We start from the raw sequence: 21,573 nt of genomic DNA, 5'->3' as shown, positions 1-21,573 counted from the left end.
TAGCTGATCCCGCTGCCGGATCGCCAGTACATGAAGTCGAAAATCAAGTGAATAGGCCATCCCTATAGAATAATCAGAATTATTCAATCTTGCTATATGTCAGCGAGCTGAGTGGACCGGGACGGTTTTTCACTGTCGAGGTGGATATTAATGTGCTGCTCGACCGCCACAATTTGCAGTATGCCGATGTGCTCATGGCAATGGCTCGCGCACTGCTCGAACGAGTGTCCGGTCAAAAGATAACCCTGCCCGCCGCAGCGTTGAGCAAGTTGGAAAACTGGTTCGCTGAAAAGGTGGTCAATCAGGAAAAAACCAGTGAACTCACGCTTGGCATCGAAACCAGCGTCACGGCGAACAGCGGCATACCTTACCTGCTGGAATTGCTGGGCCGCTTCACCACCGCGTTCAAGAACAATCACACCTACAAGGAATCGCTGCGGCAGGTGATCCGCAACACCTTCAGCGATTTGGCCGATGCATTTAACGAATTGCTGAGAGCCGCTGAAACAGCGCTGACCGATGCCAACAAGGCGCGGCGCCTTTTGTTTCTCATCGACGGCACCGACAAGCTGCGCGGTGAGGACACCCGCCGGTTCTTCATTTACGACGTAGAGCAATTGCTGGCGATTACGGTGCTGGCGGTTTACACCGCACCCATCAATCTCAAATATGAAAGCCATCTTGCCGGCAAACTGGACGACGACCTGGTGTTGCCCATGATCAAGCTCTATGAAAAGCATAGCGCGCGCTGTGAGGCGGGCTGGGTTGCCATGCGCGCCATTTTGTTACGGCGGGCTGATCGCTCCATCTTCGCCAGCGATGCGGATATCGACCGCCTTGTCGAGCATTCCGGCGGCCATCCCCGCGAACTGCTGATTTTACTCAAGCTCAGTTGCGAGTTCGCTGAGGGTGACAGGCTCACGGCGGCGGATATTGAAGCGGCGATCAAGCAACTGGCCTCGGAATATCGTCGTTTCCTAGAGCCGGAGGATTACGCGCTGCTGGCTCGGATCGACAGCGACGCAATCCATGCCGGCAATGACGAGCGCACTCGCCGATTGCTCTACAACTTGGCGTTGCTCGAATACAACGATGCGTCGTGGCGGCGCAGTCATCCGGTGGTGCGCACGCTGGATGGCTATCAGCGCGCCCGCTCGCTCTTGCCGTCGCCAGCCGCGGGGAGCTAGCGACCCCGTGGCGAGGAATGGGCCGTTTGATTTCGACTACGCGCGCCATTGGGTGGCCAGTGCGCTGCGGCCCGAACATGTCGCCGATTTTCAGCGCTTGATCAAAAGGCTGCGATACGGTAGCCATTTTCAACTGCTGTTTGCCGAATTCACCGAAGCCAGCTATCGCAACATGTTGATGGAACAGCTTGATCATGTGTTCGCCGATCTTGGCCAGCCGGTAGCTCAGATCGATCTAAGCACTCACAACGTGGCCGATTTTGCCGCGCTTGAAACCGAGCTGCGTCGCTTGGCTAGCAACCATGCGGCGATTCATTTAACCGGCGTAGACGGCTGGTTCGATAAAGATCGTTGGCAGGATTTCAACATCCGCCGCGAGGCCATCGCTTTTGGCATACCGGTGCGATTGATCGTTTGGTTGAGCGCCGAAAGCGTGACCCAGGTTATTGACTTGGCTCCCGATCTTTGGGCGTGGCGCGGTGGTGTTTATGCCTTTACCACCACGCCCGTCGGCCCCCGCGAAATACCGCAGCCTCAAATGAATCTTGTCGATCCGCGCACCTTGGCCGAGCGCAGTTACCGCATTGCCATCTTGCGCGAATCCGTCGCCGCCAAACCCCCGCCGGACGATGAAATTCTGGGCTTGTTGTTGGATGAGTTAGCGGATTTGCTGGCCAGCATTGGCCAACTGGACGAAGCGCTGCGCATCCGCCAGGAGGAACAACTGCCGGTCTACGAGCGGCTGGGGGACGTACGCGCGCGGGCGGTGACGCTGGGGAAAATCGCCGATGTTTATCAGGCGCGCGGCCAACTGGACGAAGCGCTGCGCATCCGCCAGGAGGAACAACTGCCGGTCTACGAGCGGCTGGGGGACGTGCGCGCGCGGGCGGTGACGCTGGGGAAAATCGCCGATGTTTATCAGGCGCGCGGCCAACTGGACGAAGCGCTGCGCATCCGCCAGGAGGAACAACTGCCGGTCTACGAGCGGCTGCAAGCAGCGCGGGATGCGCTTATCTGTCGCGCCAACATCGGGATCAATTATCTGGCGCGCAACTCGGCGGGAGATCGGGAAAAGGCGTTGGCGTTGCTGCGCTTGGCTTTACAAGCCGCCCAGGCGTTGAAACTGCCGGAAGCGCAACAAATCGCTGAAATAATCCGGCATGCGGAAGAGTAACAAGATGGTTCTCGGGTTAAAGGCGCGCTTCGCTGGTGGCGCGCTCGGTGGTCATCGCTATGCGCGTTTATGAGGCGATATCTTAAATCATAGCACCAAGTGGGTGCAGAAAGCCGAGCGTCCGATGGCGATGCCTCAGCTATTACGCTGATTATAAAAACTTTTATGGGTCGGCGTGAAAATTGCTATTTCGCCCCATCTTCATCCGGGTTCGGCCCAATTTCGGCCCGGATTGGGGTAATTCCTCTCAAAACCCATCCGCGCCAAACGAAAAGAGCCATTCGATCATTACGCCTGCATCGGGCTATGTGGGGCCAGCGGGCGGTGTGGTCATCGGTAGTATGGACACTCGGGCACAAAAAACGGCCAAAAACGGCCGTTTTTTATCGTAATGCAACAACTGAGTGCTTGAGCTAACCAATTGATTTATGGTGCTGGTGGTGGGACTCGAACCCACAAGCCGGGCTAACGGCGCAGGATTTTAAGTCCTGTGTGTATACCATTCCACCACACCAGCGAAACCTGCCACAACCAAAACTAGACCGATCAATGCGTGGGCACTAATCCTTATCGCTATCGGTTGCGGCACCTGATAGCGGGCTTAGGATAAAGCAATAACCTGCCAATTGTCATCTTCGGCTCTATCGCCAACTCACCACCTCGTCCAAGCGGCGGCGCGAACTGGGTGCAGGCAGTTCTGCTGGATAGCCCAGACTCAACAGGGCCAAGGGGACCAAGCCCGACTCCAGTTTCAGCGCCGCCCGGACTCGACCCTCATCGAAATACCCAATCCAGGTAGATCCCATACCGGCGGCAACGATGGCAAGTTGGGCATAGGCCGCCGCGATAGTGGTATCTTGCAGGGCATAGAGATTAGCACCGCGTTCACCAAATACCTGCGCCGAGCGCGTGGGGTCCGCGCAAAACACCAAGCATACCGGGGCTTCAGCGATAAAAACCTGGTCATCGCACGCCTCAGCCAAGGCCGTCCGCTCGGCCAGATCGCGCACCACGATGATCCGATACGCTTGCAAATCACCGGCCGAGGGCGCCGCACACGCCATTTCTAGGATGGCGTAAAGCTTTTCCGCTTCAACCGGCATGTCCGGCTGATATTTACGAATCGAGTGACGATGGCGAACCGTTTCGAAAAAATCCCACATCACGGAGTCCTCTCGATGCTGGAGCAATCATTTTAACGCCATGTGCTTAAAACCACCTTGCCATCCTGGACAAAAGGCACTCAGCAGCTTGCAGCCATGCCTTTCAACCAGATCCCTTGACCAACGCATTCAGCTTGGGCAGTTCCGGGGATTGCGGATAATTGCGCTCCAGCACCCGCAAACTGTCAGCAGCCAATTGCGGCATATGCATCTTGACGTAGGCTTGGGTCATGATACTGAGCGCATCGGCTGAGGCAGGTGTCCGCGCATAAGTTTCTAGGACATATTTAGCCCGATTGACCGCCGCGACATAAGCGCCACGCCGTAAATAGTAGCCGGCGACGTTGACCTCATAAGCGGCCAAATTGTTGTGCAAGTACAGCATCCGCTGACGCGCATCCTGCGCATATTTGCTGTTAGGAAATTTGCGCGTTAATTCAGCAAAGTCGCTATAGGATTGCCGCGCAGTTGTGGTATCGGTTTTATCGCGATCACTAGGCGCGATTTGCTCAAGCAAGGTGTTATTGCGATTAAAATTTACCAACGCTTTCATGTAATAAGCATAATCCACATACGGATGGCGTGGATTGGCCTTAATGAAGCGGTCGGCGGCAGCAAGAGCAGCATCTGGCTCGTTGTCTTTATACTGGATGTAAATCGTATCCAGTTGGGCCTGTTGAGCTAGACGACCGAACGGATAGCGCGCCTGGAGCTTGTCCAAATATTCGAGGGCAGTTTTGTAGTTGCCCCCATTCATCGACTCCTTGGCTTCGCTGTAGAGGCGCTGGGCCGACCAACCTCTGGTTTCGTCGATTTTTTCAGGGAGCAGCGAGCACCCCGCAAGCAGCACGGCCACAAGAGGAACGGCGAGGAATAGTTTCAATAGACGGTGCATGGATGACGGCATGGAACGGCGATTGTCGGGAGTAAAATGAACGATTTGATGCCCAGTATAACCTTCGCGCCAGCAAATACCATCATGTCTGCATCTGAACAAATCGCCTGCCAGGTACCGGCCGACTATGCCGGAATGCGACTCGACCAAGCCTTGGCCGCCTTGCTGCCGACCCATTCGCGCAGCCGCTTACAACGGTGGCTGAAAACGGGCCAATTACGGGTGGACGGTCGAATCTGGCGGCCTCGTGATCCGGTTTTTGGTGGGGAAACCATCAGCGGAGAGTTGATTGCAGAAGCGGAGACCTTCGCGCTCCCGCAAGATATCCCGCTGGATATCCGCTATCAGGATGCCGATCTGCTGGTTCTCAACAAACCGGCCGGGCTGGTCGCCCATCCGGCTGCCGGGAATTGGGATGGCACGTTGGTCAATGCCCTCCTCCACCATTACCCAGAACTGGCGAACTTGCCGCGCGCTGGGCTGGTCCATCGGCTGGATAAGGAGACAACCGGCTTGCTGGTCGTCGCCCGCAGTTTACAAGCGCACAGCGCTTTGGTGGCGCAATTACAGGCGCGGCACATTGAACGTGACTATCTGGCGGTGGTGAATGGCTTGCCGGTAGCGGGTGGCACCGTGGATGCCCCTATTGGCCGCCATCCGGTCGAGCGGCAACGCATGGCGGTTGTCCCAGGCGGCAGACCTGCCGTTACCCATTATCGGATCATGCGCCGTTTCCGTACCCATACCCTGTTGCACGTCAAGCTGGAAACCGGCCGCACCCATCAAATTCGGGTTCATATGGCGCATATTCGCTTACCCCTGGTTGGTGACCCTCTCTACGGAGGACGCCCCCGCTTGCCTCCGAGCGCCTCTCCTCATGTGCTTGAGGTAATTCAGAATTTTCGGCGGCAGGCCCTACACGCCGAACGGCTGGCCCTGAGCCATCCTGTCAGCGGCGTGCGATTAACGTGGCAGGCAGAAATGCCGGCCGACTTGCTGGAATTAGTGGCAGCACTCGAAGAGGATGCCAAGGTATGAACCCACTGCGTCAAGAACATCTCCTGGTTCCCGAATGGCCAGCGCCGGCACGGGTACGGGCGCTTAGCACCACTCGTCAAGGTGGGATCAGCGAACCTCCCTTCACCAGTCTCAATCTAGCCGATCATGTCGCTGATGCGCTGGCTGACGTCACCGAAAACCGGCGACGGTTAGCGATGTTAGCCGGTTATCCTCGTGAACCGGCCTGGTTGCAGCAGGTTCACGGCAACCGGGTCGTGGCCGCTGAGACAGTATACGAACCAGTTGCCGCCGATGCTGCCTGGACCCGTCAACCGGGCTACCCTTGTGTGGTGATGACCGCCGATTGCCTGCCGGTGCTGCTATGCGATCAAGCGGGGACGGTGGTCGCTGCCGCTCATGCCGGTTGGCGTGGACTGGCCAACGGCGTGATTGCCGCAACGGTTAAGCATCTCAAGGTACCCCCTAGCCAATTACTGACTTGGCTAGGGCCTGCCATCGGTCCTAGCGCTTTCGAAGTGGGTGCGGAAGTGAGGGAAGCCTTTTTGCTGCTGGACGCTGATTACACCGGCTGCTTTCAACCGTCTCCGGCCGGTCGCTGGCTGGCTGATCTCTATGGATTGGCACGGCGACAGTTAACCGGGTTAGGCGTGACCGCCATTTACGGAGGGGATTTCTGTACGTTTGGCGATTCGGCACGATTCTTTTCGTACCGCAGGGAAAGCCGCACCGGACGGATGGCAAGCTTAATCTGGTTGGCGTGAAACGACCGGCTCCAGAGAGACCAACGGACTAACGAAAGTGGTCATACCCCGCTCGTTCCAGTTGAAAATCAGCACCATCCGCGCGGCTTAACCGTAAGCCCGGTGCTTCGGTAATCACCCCAATGCGGGTACAACCACAATCCCAGGCGGCGGCTAGCGTTGCCAACGCGGCGCTCTGTTGCGGCGGCACGGTAAAACACAATTCATAATCATCACCACTGGTCAGGGCCATGAGCCAGGCCGCTTCGCAGTCGAGTGTTCTGGAAAGTGCCGGTGACAGTGGTAATTGCCCGACATCCAGCCGAGCGCCGACCCGGCTGCGCTCCAGGATATGGCCGAGATCCTGCGCTAGGCCATCAGAGATATCGACGGCCGCACTGGCGATGCCACGCAATGCCAAACCTTGGGCGATCCGCGGTTCCGGCCGTTCCAGCCGCGCCTGAACAGAGTCACGATCTTCAGCGGCAACAGCGACTTGACCGTAGGCGGCCGCTAATGCCAAACCGGCATCACCCGGTGTACCCGTGACATAAATGCCATCACCCGGTCGTGCGCCATCGCGGCGCAGAGCCTGGTTCGGCGGTACGAAACCATGGGCCTGAAGGCTGATGACGGTGGTCGGCCCATGAGTCGTGTCGCCACCGACCAGTTGCACGTTGTAACGTCGGGCCAGATCAAACAAACCCCGACAAAACCGCTCCAGCCAAACTTCGTCGATTTGGGGAAGAGTCAGCGCCAGCGTTGCCCAAGCGGGAAGCGCGCCCATCGCCGCCAGATCGCTCAAATTGACCGCCAACGCTTTGTGGCCAAGCCTTTCTGGGTCAGTCGCGGCAAAGAAATGCACATCCGCTACCAACGTGTCCAATGTCACCACTAAGTGTTGGTCCAGCGGCGGCACCAACAAGGCGCCATCATCGCCGATGCCGAGCGCGACATCCGAGCGGGTCAAGCTCTGAGCCGCAAGATAGCGGTCGATCAGGGTAAACTCTGAAAGTGGCATCAGTGCATCATGACTCGAAACAATTTGAGTGATTCTTGATCAACCCTGCTCATTCCCGTTGCCAATCGCGCCGTGACGAGGAGATCGTGACTGTGAAGCCAGCGATGACATCGCTCGCCGTCATCAACATGATCAGGAAAAAGGTCATGTTAGCCATCTGGCGCATCACCAGCAGCTCGATCAGAGCAATGATGAAGACGACTAAGGACAGGACGTGGTTAAGCACCGCACCTTTGGAACTGCTGGTCGCGCGATAGACCTCGACACACAGCAAAACCAAACCCAGCACCAACAGAACATCACCTCCCCGAAACGGCAATCCATTGCCCGATAACAGCGGCAAACTGAACTGCACGGCCTCCAGCCAGCCCGGTGCGGTGAGCGCAAAAGCGGAATATAAAAAAACGACAATCGCGAGCAGGGGAAAACTAGCCATCGCTTCTCCTCCACAACAAATAAGAAGGCCGCCTGGCTACAGGCGGCCTGAGACAATCGAGGATGTTTTAGCCGTCCAAGCGCCGAAAAACCAGGGTCGCATTGGTGCCGCCAAAACCGAAGCTGTTGGACATCACCAGTTTAAGATCCGCATTGTCGATCCGTTGCCGGACAATAGGAAAACCTTCCGCTGCTGGATCAAGGGTTTCAATATTAGCCGAGGCGGCGATGAACCGATTTTCCATCATCAGCAGCGAGTAGATCGCCTCGTGGACGCCCGCTGCGCCCAGCGCATGACCGGTCAGGGGTTTGGTGGAACTGATCGGTGGAACCCGCTCGCCAAACATTTCGCGCAAGGCTTCCAGTTCGCGAACATCGCCGACCGGCGTGCTGGTGCCATGGGTATTGATGTACCCCAGCGGCTCTGCAATCCCAGTCAGCGCCTGCTTCATGCAACGCAATGCACCTTCACCGGAGGGCTGTACCATGTCGTAACCGTCTGAGGTGGCGCCATACCCGACCAGTTCCGCGTAAATCCGGGCGCCGCGCCGCTGCGCGTGTTCGAGTTCTTCCAACACCACCACGCCGCCACCGCCGGAGATGACAAACCCATCACGGTTGGCATCATATGTGCGCGATGCTGTTTGCGGCGTAGCATTGTATTTGGTGGATAACGCGCCCATAGCATCGAACAGATGGCTCAGACTCCAATGGACCTCCTCGCCACCACCGGCGAACACGATGTCCTGCTTGTTCCATTGAATCAACTCGGCGCCGTGGCCAATGCAATGAGCGCCGGTGGCACAAGCGGAACCCAGGCTGTAATTAACGCCCTTGATTTTGAACGGGGTCGCCAAACAGGCTGTGGTCGTGCTGCTCATGGTTCGCGGCACCATGTACGGCCCCACCCGCTTTAAGCCCTTGTTACGTAATAAATCAGCCGCTTCGACCATATTTTGCGGGCTACCGCCGCCGGTACCCGTCACCAATCCACTGCGTGGATTGGATACCAGATCCTCGGACAATTGGGCGTCGGCAATGGCTTCGCGCATGGCGATGTAATTGAACGCCGCCGCATCGCCCATAAACCGCAAGATCTTGCGGTCGATTTGTGCCGCCAGATCAACACGGATTGGCCCCCGCACATGGGAGCGCATCCCCATTTCTTTATAGTCTTCAGCGAACTCCAAACCACTGCGACCCTGCCGCAGTGACTCCAACACCTCCCAGCGGTCGTTACCGATGCTGGAGACAATACCGATACCGGTCACTACCACCCGTCTCATTTTTGGTATCCTCAAAAACCGTCGGTTGAGGTAAACAAACCAACGCGCAGATCTTTGCCGGTATAAATCGTCCGGCCATCGACCTCTAAATTCGCGTCAGCGATACCCATAACCAGTTTGCGCAGAATGACCCGCTTCATATGAATGTGGTAGGTCAGTTTGTGAGCTTCAGGCCGTACCTGGCCAGTGAACTTAACCTCACCACAACCGAGCGCCCTACCGCGCCCCTGGCCACCCATCCAGCCCAAGAAAAACCCGACTAGCTGCCACATGGCATCTAATCCCAAGCAACCCGGCATCACCGGGTCGCCGATAAAATGACAACCGAAAAACCAGAGATTAGGATTGATATCCAGTTCCGCGACGATCTCGCCCTTACCGTACTCGCCACCTTCGGAACCGATGTGGACGATTCGATCCACCATCAACATGTTCGGCAAAGGTAATTGGGCGTTGCCTGGCCCGAAGAGTTCGCCCCGGGCGCACGCGAGCAAATCTTCACGAGTATAGCTGGATTGTTTATTCACGATCAGAAATATCCACAATGAAAATGCTGTGATTCGAATTACTCAATAGAGTTCAACCTAAAGGGCGAATTATAAGGATTTTTTGGTTCGATAAACGGTTGGGCCGACAGTTCTTTTACAGCGCTACCCCAATTGTGCTCTATGATAAGCAATGTCTGTGGAGAGCGACTTGAAGAGCCATGATTTTCTTGTGCTAAATGCCATGCGCCTGGCGGAATACGCCCATCGCAAGCAAAACCAGTACCGCAAGGCGCCACCCGGCGAGGATCGTCCCGCTTATTTTCTGCATCTGACCGAGGTGGCCTGGCTGCTGGCGCAGAGCGCTATCGACGATAACGAGTTGATCGCCGCCGCCTTCTTGCACGATATCATCGAAGACTGCGGCTACGATGAAACCTCCCTCGCACAAGCCATCGGTAACTGTCGAGTCGCGCAACGGGTCGCGGCAGTCTCAGAATTGGCTAAAGGCCAGAGTTGGGAGGCCCGGCAGCAGGCGTATTGGGAGCGATTGAGCGCGATCAACGACCCGGCGATTCTGGCTTTATCGTGCGCCGATAAGACCTCCAACCTGATGGATATGAACCGACTGCTGGTCAAAGGCTACGAGGTGAGCAGTTTCACCAAGCGGGGTTTTGCCTCGCAATGCGCCAAGTTCGAGAGGCTGGACCTGCTTTTTCGCGGGCGCGTGCCCGCACGGCTGTACCAATACTTCGAACGGGCACTGACGGAATTTCGGCAACAAGACCCGATAAGTGCTGAAAAAGCTCCGTAGCCTCAATGCTCTGGCCGATCAGTACCGATCTTGTCCTCGGCGCCAGCCAGCAGGTTACGGATATTGGAGCGGTGCCGCCAGATCAACAACCCAACCATGATGGCAATGGCGACCAAGTACATCCCCGGCAAATCAAACCACCAACCGAGCAAGGGCGTCAGCGCGGCGGCGGTCAAAGCCGATAGCGAGGAAATACGGACCACGAAAGCCATGAATAACCACGCTGTCAGCGCCACGAGCGCGACCGGCCACGACAATCCCAGAATGGCACCAAACGCAGTCGCCACACCCTTACCGCCGACAAAACCGAAAAACACCGGATATAAATGCCCGACAAACGCCGCCAGTGCGGTCAAAGCCAGACCGGTCGCGTCGATACCTGCCAGCCGCGCCAATAAGACCGGCAGTAATCCTTTCAGAAGATCACCCGCCAACGTGATGGCGGCTGCCTTTTTACCGCCAAAGCGCAGTACATTCGTCGCGCCGGGATTACGTGAACCTTCGCTGCGCGGATCGGGTAGGCCCATCGCTCGGCACACCAGGATGGCGGTCGAAATGGAACCCGCCAAATAGCCGAGTACCACGAAAACAACGGTTCCGAACATAAATAGGTCACTCGCGGATTGGTCGCCTCAGCGAGAGCGCTGGGGCCTGAGAAGGCACGCTTCGCGCGGACGCTTTAGACTCAAACAAATTATTATCGGGCATTCTGTATGGACATCATTTTTATTCGTGAACTGCGCATCCAAACCATCATCGGCGTTTACGCCTGGGAGCGTGAGGCGCCGCGAACCTTGCTGATTGACTTGGACTTAGGCACCGATATCGGCCCGGCAGCCAGCAGCGACCAACTCGATCATACGCTCGATTATGCAAAGGTAGCGCAGCGAATTACAGAATGCGCCGCTCAGTGGAATTATCAATTAGTGGAAACGCTAGGGGAACGGATCGCCGAACTGGTACTGCGAGAGTTTGGCGTGTGCTGGCTGCGTTTATGCTTGCGCAAGCCGGGCGCGATACCCGACGCGCGCGAAGTCGGTATCCTTATTGAGCGCGGCAAACCCCTTTAGCTGCTGGCGCCCACCAACCGCACAGATTTACAACCGGCTCCACTGCGCACGACGCTGTTCTCGGATGCGCGGCATCAGCGTAGCCACCAACAAGCCAGCGCCCAAGAGAATCGCTCCCATCAGTAACCGGATATTGCCGTTATCGTTTCGCAGCGCTCGATTCTCCTGTTGAGTGATCTGCAACTCGCGCTCTAAGGTCACAGTTCGTTCCTGCAAAGCCTTGTTGTGGTCGTCAATCGCCACCGTCTCGGTTGCAACCTTCCGATATTGGGCTAATTGCTGGCGGAGCCGCAGGGTTTCCTCGTACAGTTCAGGATAGCTGAGCGCTTCACCGGCGGGGGTGCTGGCTGCCTCATCCATATGCTGTTTAAGATCGCTGTGGCGTGACTGCAATTGCGCCAGTTCTTGGCGGACGCCCACGAGCTGTTCCTTGCTACTTGGGGTATCGGTCAGCAGATCGCTACGAATCCATCCCCTGGCACCGGATGGGGCGCGAATTTGCGTAAAACCCCTGGTCGCATCCACTTGCAACACGCCGACCGCCGAACCGTTGCGAACCGTACCGACGATCTTGTAACGGTCGGACGCGCCTGCACGCAGCGGCATATCCACGGTATCGCTCACATAGGCATTGGTCCGCGCCGGGGGCTGCGCCCGCACCGGCAGAGCGATCATAAGCAGCAAAACCATTGATAAGGAAGAAAGCACAAAGGTTTTCATGGGAAACTGCTATAAGCTGGGGAAACGACAAGGATTGCTATAAATTTAGATAATTTTACCTGTTTATGGCCGCCGTTTATATCCATCGATACTACACGGCGATAAGAAAATTTCGGTGAGCCGCCTCTTGTGCGGTTCGATCTTTTGGCAAATGCAGCCTGCTCGTTGATGAAACCGACACCGACCGATCACCTCAGCGTTTTACCCGCGCCCGACCCCATTGCGGCGGCGCATAGCCATCGTCTCCTTCAGCATATTCATGCCGAAATGATTGCCGCCGGAGGATCGATTCCCTTTCTTCGCTTCATGGACTTAGCCCTCTATGCACCGGGGCTTGGCTATTATCGCGCTGGTGCCCGCAAATTCGGCCCGGACGGGGATTTCATCACCGCCCCGGAACTCTCTCCGCTGTTTTCCCATTGCCTCGCTCGGCAGTGTCAACAGATCCTGGTCCAAACTGGTGGTGGGGCGATTTTGGAGCTGGGAGCTGGCACCGGTACGATGGCTTGTGATCTTCTTCTGGAATTGGAACGGCTTAATAGCCTCCCAGAGCGCTACGCTATCCTGGAATTAAGCGGTGAATTACGCGAACGCCAGCACCAAACCCTCAGCCAGCGTATACCCCATTTGCTGGGGCAGATCATCTGGCTGGACACGCTGCCGGACTCTGGCTGGCGCGGCGTCATCCTCGGCAACGAAGTGCTGGATGCGCTACCGGTCGAGCGTTTTCGCATGACGGGCGCCGGACCTCGCCGCATGGAGGTGATCTGGCACGGTGACGATCTCCCAGAGGCGCTGCCAGAGACTTTTCCAGAAACTGCGCAAGGGAACTTGGGCTGGGCCGAAGGAGCACCGGACCCTGCCTTGACGGAAACCGTCGCCCAAATCGAAGCACAGATCGGCTGGGGCTTGCCGGAAGGTTACGTTTCCGAGTACGTCCCTCAACTGGGAAATTGGCTGAGCACCGTTGCCGAGTCTCTCACAGCAGGTGCCTTGCTGCTGATCGATTACGGTTATTCGCGGCGCGAGTATTACCATCCCGAACGCACCGACGGCACCCTGCTGTGCCACTATCGCCACCGCGTGCATGGTAATCCCCTGATTCTACCGGGCTTGCAGGACATCACCGCCAGCGTCGATTTCACCGCTGTCGCCGCAGCCGGTCGGGCCGCTGGGCTAGCACTGGCAGGTTATACCAGCCAGAACTATTTCCTGTTTGGCTGTGGACTCATGGAAGAATTGGCCCAGATGGACGCCACCGATACCGTGCGCTACCTGGAGCAGGTCCGCCAAGTCAAACTCCTGACGCTGCCCGGCGAAATGGGCGAGCGCTTCAAAGCCATCGCCCTAACGCGCGACATTGATGGACCGTTATGCGGTTTTTCCTTTCGTGACCAACGCGACCGGCTATAGTTTCGAGAACCGTCAGGCGGCTCGGAGACAGAGACCATGGGTCAGGAAATATCCCGCTCGCAGTTTACCCAGCAGGATTTCCAACGCTTTCAGACGTACCTGCGTGCGGAAACCGCTCAGTTAACCGAGTGGTTTCGCACAGAACGCTTCGTTGCGCGTAGTGGAATTGGCGGATTCGAGATTGAGGCGTGGCTGGTGGATCGGCATGGCAATCCGGCACCGATCAATGAGGCTTTTCTGGAACGGCTAGCCGATCCGCTGGTAGTACCGGAATTGAGCGTCTTCAACATCGAATTAAACACGCCCCCGTTGCCTCTGCACGGGCCGGTGCTTCGGCAGATGCACACTAATCTCGAAGCGCTTTGGCAACGCTGTCGGCTTGTCGCTGCCGAACTCGATAGCAGGGTGATGTTGATTGGAATCCCGCCCACGCTGCGCGCCGAACACCTGACCCTGGAACATATGTCAGGCCAGCAACGTTATCGGGCCATCAACGAGCAAATTCTCACACGGCGGCGCGGTCGGCCGATGCAGTTAGCGATCTACGGCGAAGAAACCCTGCACCTGACCCAATCCGACGTCATGCTCGAAGCTGCTACCACATCGTTTCAGACCCACTTGCAGGTTGCGATGCGCGATGCAGCCGATTTTTTTAATGCCGCTTTGGCGGTGTCGGCGCCCATGGTCGCGGTTTCGGCCAACTCGCCGCTGCTGTTCGGCAAACGATTGTGGGACGAAACGCGGATTCCAGTCTTTGAACAAGGGGTTGATTTAGCCGGTGGCGCAAGCTCCGACGACCTCAGTCACCGGCGGGTCGGCTTTGGCAGCGGTTATGTGCGCCAGTCACTGCTAGAGTTATTCGCTGAAAACCTGGCGCATTATCCGCCGTTATTGGCGGCCGACCCCAGTGGTGAGCGGGCGGCGGATCAATTGCCTCACCTACGACTACATAACGGTACGATTTGGCGCTGGAACCGGCCTCTGCTCGGCTTTGAGGTGGACGGAACGCCTCACTTACGCATCGAACATCGCGTTATGCCCGCCGGTCCCAGCATCCCCGATACCATTGCCAATGCAGCCTTCTATTACGGCCTCGCCCATGGCCTGGTACGCACACAGCCGCCTATCGCACTTACGCTGGACTTTGGGCAATGCCGAGCCAACTTCTACGCGGCGGCGCGTGATGGGCTACGGGCCGAGGTGGTTTGGCTACAGGGTCGGCGCGTACCGTTACGCCAATTGCTGCTGGAAGAACTCTTACCCTTGGCCGAGCAGGGATTGCTGGCTCTGGACATCGACCGGTCAGACGTGCGGCACTCTCTCGACATCATCGCAGCACGGGTGAACACCGGTCGTACCGGGGCAGACTGGCAGCGGCGGTTTCTCATCTCTCACGGCTCTGACCTGAACGCTCTCACCTTGGCGTATCTAGAGCGGCAACACGGCGGGCAGCCGGTCCACGAATGGGAATGTTGACTGTCGGTCGAGTCGGCTGCATCACCCTTCTCGCCGCGCCTCAACAAACTGGCTGCAAGTCGCTGGGTTACCCGACTTCCCGCACGCCTTAGCGGACCCCGGACTGGCGCGATACCGACCCGCCAGGAACAGTCGCTTGATATTGATCGTCAATTTCTAACCTTTCTTCCTCAGCGCCACCCTGAAAGAGATCGTTCCAAGCCACGTAAAGTAGCACGCCCAAATACGCCGGCAACGGCAGTGCCAGCACCTGAGCCGGGATCGAGAAAGGCTGGAAGAATGGCAATATCAGCAACACCAAGCCGACCAAGCCAAACATCGGTAGCAGCCACGGATTGAGTTGCATCGCCAGAGCGCTAGACCGCCAGCACACCGACAAAGGCAATTCCCGAAACAATTGCAGCGGAATGACGAAAACCGCCAGAAGCATCTGCAAAACCAGCAAGACGCTACCCAACACGCTTAATTGCGTACCCAAGATCGTGTCGGCTACGCCAAAGCTTCCAGACAGCGACCGGGAACCGCCGGTGATGTCGGGTGATATGAGCTGACTTTGCATCCAGTAGGCCAATAAATACCCCTGCAACAGGAGCAGGAACAGGAATAAGCTCGTCCTCGCCAGTGCCTTAGCAGCGGTTCGGTTAAATAGCTGCTTAAAAGCCGGTGCCCGTTTGCGATTGGCAGCGCGGGCCAAAGCGCAAGCTAAGGTGACAGTTAGGCTGAGCGGCAATCCATAGCAAAAGAGCGTGACGACCAGCAGCAACCACCCGCTCCCGGTCGGCAACCACCATTCCCAGATCGGTAGCGCCAGCAGCAATGCGCTACCCGTGGGGGCGAACAGCGCCACGGCCACAAACAACAACGGCCGCCGCCACATTAATTGCCACGCCTGCACCAACCAATCCCAACCATCGCCCGGAGTCAACGCCCGAGGCCCAAAACCTTGCATAGCCACCGCCCTGTCGGGGAATCAGTCGGTAGTTTAGCGTGGAAGGACCCCACACACAGCATTCGCGTAGCATTCCGCTGCTACCGGATAGATTCGGCTTTAGAACGGTCCAGCGCACGAAGGTAATGGGCTGGCGCAGCGCTACATTCGGTATCCGATCACTGCTCCTGATCAAGCGGAAGACGGGCATCCCAAATCCACCGAAACGGTGCGGCCTGCCGTGGTTAGGATGTCAAGATACAGTTTTGTCAAGCGATGAGGTTTGCCGCATCACGGCAAGAAGTAGAACGCCAGCGCCAGAATCACATACACCGCCAGCAACTGCGCGCCTTCCATCCAGTTCGATTCGCCATCCGAGGCGATCAGCACCAAAATCCAGGTGGCCAAGGCGATGGCCACCACCTCGAAGGTGGTGAACACCAAATCCATCGGTTGGCCGATGACGTATCCGGCAAACACCAGCACGGGGGCGACGAATAAGGCGATTTGGATGCTGGAGCCGATGCCGATGTTCATCGCCAGATCCATGTGATTTTTCATCGCCATCAACACGGCGGTGCTGTGCTCGGCGGCATTACCCACAATCGCCACCAGAATCACGCCGATGAAGACTTCGGTCATGCCCAGGACGCGCGCGGTATGCTCGACGGCCCCCACCAGAAATTCGCTCATGATCGCCACCACCACCGTGGCGGCAATCAGCACGATGAGTGCTTTCTTCTGGGTCCAGGTTTCGGTGCCGATGGCCTCATCGCTGTCGTCGGTTTCGTCGCCGACATAGAGATGTTTGTGGGTGCGCAGGCTGAAGATCAAGCTCAGGATGTAGCAGATGAACAGCACGATGGAGATTTCCAGGCTCAGCTCTCTTTCATGGGCTGCCGGATGGCCGGAGATCACCATGTGAAACAGCGCCGGAATGATCAAGCTGATGGTGCTGAGCGCCAGCAGCGTGACGCCGAGCGAGGCGGCGGTGCGGTTGAAATATTGGGTCTCGTATTTCAAACCACCGGCCAAAATACTCGCGCCCAGCACCAGCAAGATATTGCCGATGATCGAGCCGGTAATTGAGGCTTTCACCACATCGATCAGCCCCGCCTGCAACGCGATAAAACCGATGATCAGTTCCGCCGCATTACCGAAGGTGGCGTTCAGCAAGCCGCCAATCCCCGCCCCCAGATGCTCCGCCAAATGCTCGGTCGCCGTACCCATCAACCCGGCCAGGGGGATGATAGCCAGCCCGGCGGTGATGAAGATCCAGACCGGATCGGCATGGGACATTTCCAGCAGGATGCAGAGGGGGACAAAAGCCAGCATGGCCGACAGCGGCGTGAGATCGAATTCGAACTTTCTCAGCTTGATTCTTTTTTTCATGGGTAACACTCATTCATTGAAGCGTTGAGGGTTAACAGTAATCCAGTGTAGTTTAGCCGCAAAAGAAATTTTTGAAACGCCGTTTACATTTTTTGGCACACTATTCTATAGTATGAACACTGGGTCGCGGCTTCATTTCCACCTCGTGACGCCGACTAAAAGCCATCCGCCAGCGACGCCAATGAACCGGATGATTGAGACATGGATTTAATTGAAATTTTTGAGTCTGCTGACTCTCACCGCGCTGGAAATCGTGCTGGGCATCGACAATCTGGTGTTCATCTCGATCATGTCCAACCGTCTGCCAGCGCACCAGCAGTCCAACTAAAAACAAAAAAATCAACCCGGAGAACCCGCCATGACTTCACCGCGCCGCATCGTGCTGTTTGGGGAGTGCATGATCGAATTGCGCGGTCAGGTGTTCGGCGCGATGCGACAGGGTTTTGGCGGCGACACCCTAAACACCGCCATCTATCTGACCCGGCTCTGCGCCGACCAAAACCTGAGGATTTCTTACGCCACCGCGCTCGGCATCGACGTATTCAGCGATTACATGCTCACGGCGTGGCGGGCGGAAGGCATCGACACCTCGCTGGTGCGGCGGCTCGATAACCACCTGCCGGGCCTCTACGCCATCCAGGTCGATGCGAGCGGCGAGCGCCATTTCTTTTACTGGCGCGACACCAGCACCGCCCGCAGCTATTTCGACGCTTCCAGCACCCCTTTAGAAGACGCCATCGGCGGCGTGTCGATGCTGTATCTCAGCGGCATTAGTCTGGCGATTTTGCCGCCCGATGGCCGGGAGCGGCTGTTGAGCGCGCTGGCGCGAGTGCGCGCCAGCGGCGGTCAGGTCGCTTTCGACAACAATTTCCGCCCCCGCTTGTGGCCCGATCTCGCCCAAGCCCGCGCGCTCTACGACCGCGCCTACGCCTTGAGCGATGTGGTGTTGATCACGCTGGACGATGAAATGGCCCTGCGCGGCGAAACCTCCGCCGAGGACGCATTATCTAACGTGTTGGCGCTGCCTATTCCCGAAGTCGTGATCAAGCGCGGCGTGCAACCCACCCTGGTCCGAATCGCGGGCCGCGAACCCCTCACGGCGCCGGTCGAACCGGTCGCCCAAGTGGTGGATACCACGGCGGCGGGTGATTCCTTCGCCGGGTGCTATCTGGCGATGCGCTTGACCGGTGTGGAACCCGCCGCCGCTGCCCGCGCCGCCAACCGCACCGCGGCAGCCGTCATCCAACATCCCGGCGCCATCATTCCGCTGGATGCCATGCCAACGCGGAACGCCCTGCTGGCCCCGACTCCCTCAGCGCCTGTTTGAGCCTGTCCACTGGAGAAGAACCCCATGAAAATGTCGTTTCGTTGGTACGGTGATTCCGACCCCGTGTCGCTGGATTACATTCGCCAGATTCCCGGCGTCGAGCAGATCGTCTCGGCGGTCTATGACGTGCCGGTCGGCGAAGTCTGGCCGGTCGCCAACATTCAGGCGCTCAAGGCCAAGATCGAATCGCGCGGCTTAAAGCTGGAAGTGATTGAAAGCGTGCCGGTACACGAAGACATCAAGCTCGGCAAGCCGACCCGCGACCGACTAATTGAAAATTACTGCCAATCGCTGCGCAACCTGGCGCAATGCGGCATCAAGGTGGTCTGCTACAACTTCATGCCGGTGTTCGACTGGACCCGCACCACGCTGGAAAAGGAACTGCCGGACGGCTCAACGACCCTCGCGTTCGACATGGAGACCGTCAACAAAATCGATCCCTCGGAAGGCATCCAGTTACCGGGTTGGGACGCCAGCTACAAACCGGAAGAGCTGAAGTTGCTGCTGGCCGAATACAGCAAGGTCGATGAAGAAAAACTGTGGAGCCACCTCGAATATTTCCTGCATCGGGTGATTCCGGTCGCCAGGGAAGTCGGCATCAAGATGGCGATTCACCCGGACGACCCGCCCCGCCCTATTTTCGGCCTGCCGCGCATCGTCAAGAACCGCAACGATCTGGCCCGGCTGCTGGCCATTGAAGATACCCCCGCTAACGGCCTGACCCTGTGTTCCGGCTCGCTGGGCGGCGATTTTTATAACGACATCGCCGCGATGGTGCGCGAATTCGCCGGTCAGGGCCGCATCCATTTCGCCCATCTACGCAACGTCAAGGTCAACGAAGCGGGCGATTTCTACGAAACCGGCCACCGCTCGCAAGACGGTTCGCTCGACATGGCCGAGATCATGCGCGCCTACTACCAAGCGGGCTATGACGGCTATGTGCGGCCCGACCACGGCCGGATGATTTGGGGTGAAACCGGCAAGCCCGGCTACGGCCTCTACGACCGGGCGCTGGGCGCGGTGTATCTGAACGGACTCTGGGAAGGCATCGCCAAGGCCGAAACCGCCAAATCCACCTGAGAAGACCCATGAAACTTCCCTTCAAGATCGATCTGAACAATAAAGTGGCGGTCGTCACCGGCGGTGGCGGCGTGCTGTGCGCGGAACTGGCGGCGGCCCTGGCGGCCAACGGCGCCAAAATCGGGGTGCTCGACCTCAACGGCGACGCGGCGGAAAAAACCGCCGCGCAAATCCGTGAGCTGGGCGCAACCGCTATCGGGGTCAGCGCCAACGTGCTGGAGCGGGCCTCGCTGGAAGCGGCGGCGGAGCGGGTGCTGAAAGAACTCGGTCCCTGCGATTTGCTGCTGAACGGTGCGGGCGGCAATCACCCCAAGGGCACCACCACCAAGGAATGGTACGAAGACGGCGATTTGGACGATAAATCCTTGACCACTTTTTTCGACCTCGACCCCAAGGGGGTGGAATTCGTCTTTAACCTCAATTTCCTGGGTACGCTGTTGCCGACCCAGGTGTTTATCCAGCAGATGTTGGGCCGTTCCGGCTGTTCGATTATCAACATCTCGTCGATGAACGCCTTTTGCCCGCTGACCAAAATCCCCGCCTACAGCGGGGCCAAGGCGGCGGTCAGCAACTTCACCCAATGGCTGGCGGTGCATTTCTGCAAAGCCGGGATTCGGGTCAACGCTATCGCGCCCGGCTTTTTCCTGACCGCACAAAATCACAAATTGCTGATCGACGAAAAAACCGGTGAATTCACCGCGCGGGCCAAAAAGATCGTCGAACACACCCCGATGGGCCGCTTCGGCGAATCCCGCGAATTGATCGGCACCTTGCTGTGGTTGGCGTCCGAGGAAGGTTCCGGTTTCGTCAACGGCGTGGTGGTGCCGGTGGACGGCGCGTTCTCCGCTTATGCGGGCGTTTGAGTGTCTCGGGGGTTTGGCCGATCGCCAAACGGCTTTTTATCACTTGCTGTCTCTCATCCAAAGAAGGAAAAACCAATGAAAAATATGACGAAAGCGCTTGTTGCCGCCGTCGCCGTCGCGCTGGCGGGCGTCGCGCAAGCCCGTGATTTCCGCTCTTCCGATAACCAGCCCGCCACCTATCCCACCGTGATGGGCGTCAAGTTTATGGGCGAACGCCTGAAGGAACTTTCGGGCGGCAAAATGGGCGTGAAGGTATTCGCCGAAGGCAAGCTCGGCGGCGAAAAGGACGTGATCGAGCAAATCAAGATTGGCGGCGTGGACATGATCCGCGTCAACACCGCCCCGCTCAATAACATCGTGCCCGAAGTGATCGTGACCGGGCTGCCGTTCATCTTCCGGTCCAAGGACCACATGCGCAAGGTGCTGGACGGCCCGATTGGCGATGAAATCCTGGCGGCGATGGCAGCCCAAGGTTTCGTGGGCCTCGCTTTTTATGACAGCGGCGCCCGCAGTTTCTATACCGCGAAAAAACCCATCAAAAGTATGGCCGACATGAAGGGGATGAAGCTGCGCGTCCAGCAGTCCGACATGTGGGTGGCGATGGTGCAGGCGCTGGGCGCGGAAGCGACCCCGATGCCTTATGGCGAAGTTTACACCGCCCTCAAGACCGGCCTGATCGACGGTGCGGAGAACAACTGGCCGTCCTACGACACGGCCAGCCATTACGAGGCCGCCAAATATTACGCCCTGACCGAGCATTCGATGGCCCCAGAAGTGGTGGCCTTCTCCAAGAAAATTTGGGATACCTTGACCCCGGACGATCAAAAACTGCTCCGCCAGGCCGCCAAGGAATCGGTGCCGCACATGCGCAAACTGTGGGATGAGCTGGAAGTGCAATCCCGCGCCAAGGTCGAAAAAGCGGGCACCGAAGTCTCTACCATCGCCGACCGGCAAGCCATGATCGACGCGATGAAGCCGGTCTACGAAAAATTCGCCGCCGATCCCAAACTCAAGGATCTGGTCAAGCGGATTCAAGACACCCAATAAGACGAACGGCAAGGCGTGGCCCCCTGCCGCGCCTTGA

At 57.8% G+C, this 21,573-nt stretch carries 22 protein-coding genes, 1 tRNA gene and 1 pseudogene; 13 read left to right on the top strand and 11 right to left on the bottom strand.

Annotation, left to right across the window (positions count from 1 at the left end; translation table 11 throughout):
- Positions 1-89: 89 nt before the first annotated feature.
- On the top strand, positions 90-1,187 hold the full coding sequence (locus BN873_RS20785; protein WP_242434367.1) for an ATP-binding protein: 1,098 nt from the start codon (positions 90-92) through the stop codon (positions 1,185-1,187).
- 7 nt (positions 1,188-1,194) lie between these two features.
- Positions 1,195-2,361: a tetratricopeptide repeat protein gene (locus BN873_RS03920; protein ID WP_048670844.1), complete on the top strand. Its 1,167-nt coding sequence runs from the start codon at positions 1,195-1,197 to the stop codon at positions 2,359-2,361.
- Between the two features lie 429 nt (positions 2,362-2,790).
- Here the strand turns inward: BN873_RS03920 and BN873_RS03915 are convergent.
- From BN873_RS03915 to BN873_RS03905, 3 genes are all read right to left on the bottom strand, one after another.
- Positions 2,791-2,878, bottom strand: a tRNA-Leu gene (locus BN873_RS03915).
- 124 nt (positions 2,879-3,002) lie between these two features.
- The gene (locus BN873_RS03910; protein ID WP_048670842.1) at positions 3,003-3,524 is read right to left on the bottom strand and encodes a nitroreductase family protein; all 522 of its coding nucleotides are present in this window, start codon (positions 3,522-3,524) and stop codon (positions 3,003-3,005) included.
- 103 nt (positions 3,525-3,627) lie between these two features.
- Entirely contained in the window at positions 3,628-4,419 is a 792-nt protein-coding gene (locus tag BN873_RS03905) for an outer membrane protein assembly factor BamD (RefSeq protein ID WP_048670840.1), read from the bottom strand.
- Positions 4,420-4,503: 84 nt separating this feature from the next.
- Between BN873_RS03905 and rluD the strand changes: the two genes are divergently transcribed.
- Positions 4,504-5,457, top strand: a complete 954-nt coding sequence (gene rluD / locus BN873_RS03900) for a 23S rRNA pseudouridine(1911/1915/1917) synthase RluD (protein ID WP_048670854.1) — start codon at positions 4,504-4,506, stop codon at positions 5,455-5,457.
- Positions 5,454-6,200, top strand: a complete 747-nt coding sequence (gene pgeF / locus BN873_RS03895) for a peptidoglycan editing factor PgeF (protein ID WP_048670837.1) — start codon at positions 5,454-5,456, stop codon at positions 6,198-6,200. Before rluD ends, pgeF begins: the two co-directional genes overlap by 4 nt.
- Positions 6,201-6,228: 28 nt before the next feature.
- Here pgeF and thiL read toward each other — a convergent pair whose 3' ends face one another.
- The 4 genes from thiL to fabA all read right to left on the bottom strand — a co-directional run bounded on the left by thiL (position 6,229) and on the right by fabA (position 9,448).
- Positions 6,229-7,200, bottom strand: a complete 972-nt coding sequence (gene thiL / locus BN873_RS03890) for a thiamine-phosphate kinase (RefSeq protein WP_048670835.1) — start codon at positions 7,198-7,200, stop codon at positions 6,229-6,231.
- Between the two features lie 49 nt (positions 7,201-7,249).
- Positions 7,250-7,636, bottom strand: coding sequence for a hypothetical protein (locus BN873_RS03885; RefSeq protein WP_048670832.1), 387 nt, complete (start codon positions 7,634-7,636; stop codon positions 7,250-7,252).
- A gap of 67 nt (positions 7,637-7,703) precedes the next feature.
- Positions 7,704-8,921 carry a beta-ketoacyl-ACP synthase I gene (gene fabB, locus BN873_RS03880; RefSeq protein WP_048670830.1) on the bottom strand — a complete coding sequence of 406 codons (1,218 nt, stop codon included), beginning with the start codon at positions 8,919-8,921 and terminating at the stop codon, positions 7,704-7,706.
- 11 nt (positions 8,922-8,932) lie between these two features.
- Complete coding sequence (gene fabA, locus BN873_RS03875; RefSeq protein ID WP_048670828.1) at positions 8,933-9,448, bottom strand: 3-hydroxyacyl-[acyl-carrier-protein] dehydratase FabA; 516 nt, start codon at positions 9,446-9,448, stop codon at positions 8,933-8,935.
- A gap of 169 nt (positions 9,449-9,617) precedes the next feature.
- On the opposite strand from fabA, the gene BN873_RS03870 reads away from it, so the two are divergent.
- Positions 9,618-10,220 (top strand): HD domain-containing protein, encoded by a 603-nt coding sequence (locus BN873_RS03870; protein WP_171820413.1) that lies wholly within the window; start codon positions 9,618-9,620, stop codon positions 10,218-10,220.
- Positions 10,221-10,222: 2 nt separating this feature from the next.
- Here the strand turns inward: BN873_RS03870 and plsY are convergent, their stop codons facing one another.
- A complete protein-coding gene (gene plsY, locus BN873_RS03865) occupies positions 10,223-10,825 on the bottom strand; it encodes a glycerol-3-phosphate 1-O-acyltransferase PlsY (RefSeq protein WP_048670824.1) in 603 nt (200 codons plus the stop codon).
- Between the two features lie 108 nt (positions 10,826-10,933).
- Here plsY and folB point away from each other — a divergent pair, with 108 nt between their 5' ends.
- Positions 10,934-11,290, top strand: a complete 357-nt coding sequence (folB, locus tag BN873_RS03860) for a dihydroneopterin aldolase (protein WP_048670822.1) — start codon at positions 10,934-10,936, stop codon at positions 11,288-11,290.
- A gap of 27 nt (positions 11,291-11,317) precedes the next feature.
- Here folB and BN873_RS03855 read toward each other — a convergent pair whose 3' ends face one another.
- On the bottom strand, positions 11,318-12,010 hold the full coding sequence (locus BN873_RS03855) for a TIGR04211 family SH3 domain-containing protein (RefSeq protein WP_082161078.1): 693 nt from the start codon (positions 12,008-12,010) through the stop codon (positions 11,318-11,320).
- A gap of 168 nt (positions 12,011-12,178) precedes the next feature.
- On the opposite strand from BN873_RS03855, the gene BN873_RS03850 reads away from it, so the two are divergent.
- Together BN873_RS03850 and BN873_RS03845 are read left to right on the top strand one after the other, a co-directional pair.
- Positions 12,179-13,423 carry a class I SAM-dependent methyltransferase gene (locus BN873_RS03850; RefSeq protein WP_048670852.1) on the top strand — a complete coding sequence of 415 codons (1,245 nt, stop codon included), beginning with the start codon at positions 12,179-12,181 and terminating at the stop codon, positions 13,421-13,423.
- 36 nt (positions 13,424-13,459) lie between these two features.
- A complete protein-coding gene (locus BN873_RS03845) occupies positions 13,460-14,899 on the top strand; it encodes a glutamate-cysteine ligase family protein (RefSeq protein ID WP_048670819.1) in 1,440 nt (479 codons plus the stop codon).
- A gap of 88 nt (positions 14,900-14,987) precedes the next feature.
- On the opposite strand, the gene BN873_RS03840 is transcribed toward BN873_RS03845, so the two are convergent.
- Both BN873_RS03840 and cax read right to left on the bottom strand, forming a co-directional pair.
- Positions 14,988-15,848, bottom strand: coding sequence for a DUF2189 domain-containing protein (locus BN873_RS03840; protein ID WP_048670818.1), 861 nt, complete (start codon positions 15,846-15,848; stop codon positions 14,988-14,990).
- A gap of 270 nt (positions 15,849-16,118) precedes the next feature.
- Positions 16,119-17,219 (bottom strand): calcium/proton exchanger, encoded by a 1,101-nt coding sequence (gene cax, locus BN873_RS03835; RefSeq protein WP_048670815.1) that lies wholly within the window; start codon positions 17,217-17,219, stop codon positions 16,119-16,121.
- 211 nt (positions 17,220-17,430) lie between these two features.
- On the opposite strand from cax, the pseudogene BN873_RS19285 reads away from it, so the two are divergent.
- The 5 genes and pseudogenes from BN873_RS19285 to BN873_RS03815 form a co-directional block, all read left to right on the top strand.
- A pseudogene (locus BN873_RS19285) lies at positions 17,431-17,538 on the top strand (TerC family protein); the annotation flags it as partial.
- 39 nt (positions 17,539-17,577) lie between these two features.
- Positions 17,578-18,546: a sugar kinase gene (locus BN873_RS03830; protein WP_048670813.1), complete on the top strand. Its 969-nt coding sequence runs from the start codon at positions 17,578-17,580 to the stop codon at positions 18,544-18,546.
- Positions 18,547-18,570: 24 nt separating this feature from the next.
- Positions 18,571-19,626, top strand: a complete 1,056-nt coding sequence (gene uxuA, locus BN873_RS03825; protein ID WP_048670811.1) for a mannonate dehydratase — start codon at positions 18,571-18,573, stop codon at positions 19,624-19,626.
- A gap of 8 nt (positions 19,627-19,634) precedes the next feature.
- Positions 19,635-20,489 carry an SDR family oxidoreductase gene (locus BN873_RS03820; protein ID WP_048670809.1) on the top strand — a complete coding sequence of 285 codons (855 nt, stop codon included), beginning with the start codon at positions 19,635-19,637 and terminating at the stop codon, positions 20,487-20,489.
- A 75-nt stretch (positions 20,490-20,564) separates the two neighbouring features.
- On the top strand, positions 20,565-21,536 hold the full coding sequence (locus tag BN873_RS03815) for a TRAP transporter substrate-binding protein (protein WP_048670807.1): 972 nt from the start codon (positions 20,565-20,567) through the stop codon (positions 21,534-21,536).
- The last annotated feature ends 37 nt before the right edge of the window (positions 21,537-21,573 follow it).

The sequence above is a fragment of the Candidatus Competibacter denitrificans Run_A_D11 genome, from assembly GCF_001051235.1.
Lineage (GTDB): Bacteria > Pseudomonadota > Gammaproteobacteria > Competibacterales > Competibacteraceae > Competibacter_A > Competibacter_A denitrificans.
Note: the sequence above shows the minus strand (reverse complement) of the source record. Positions and strands in the feature narration are given on the sequence as shown.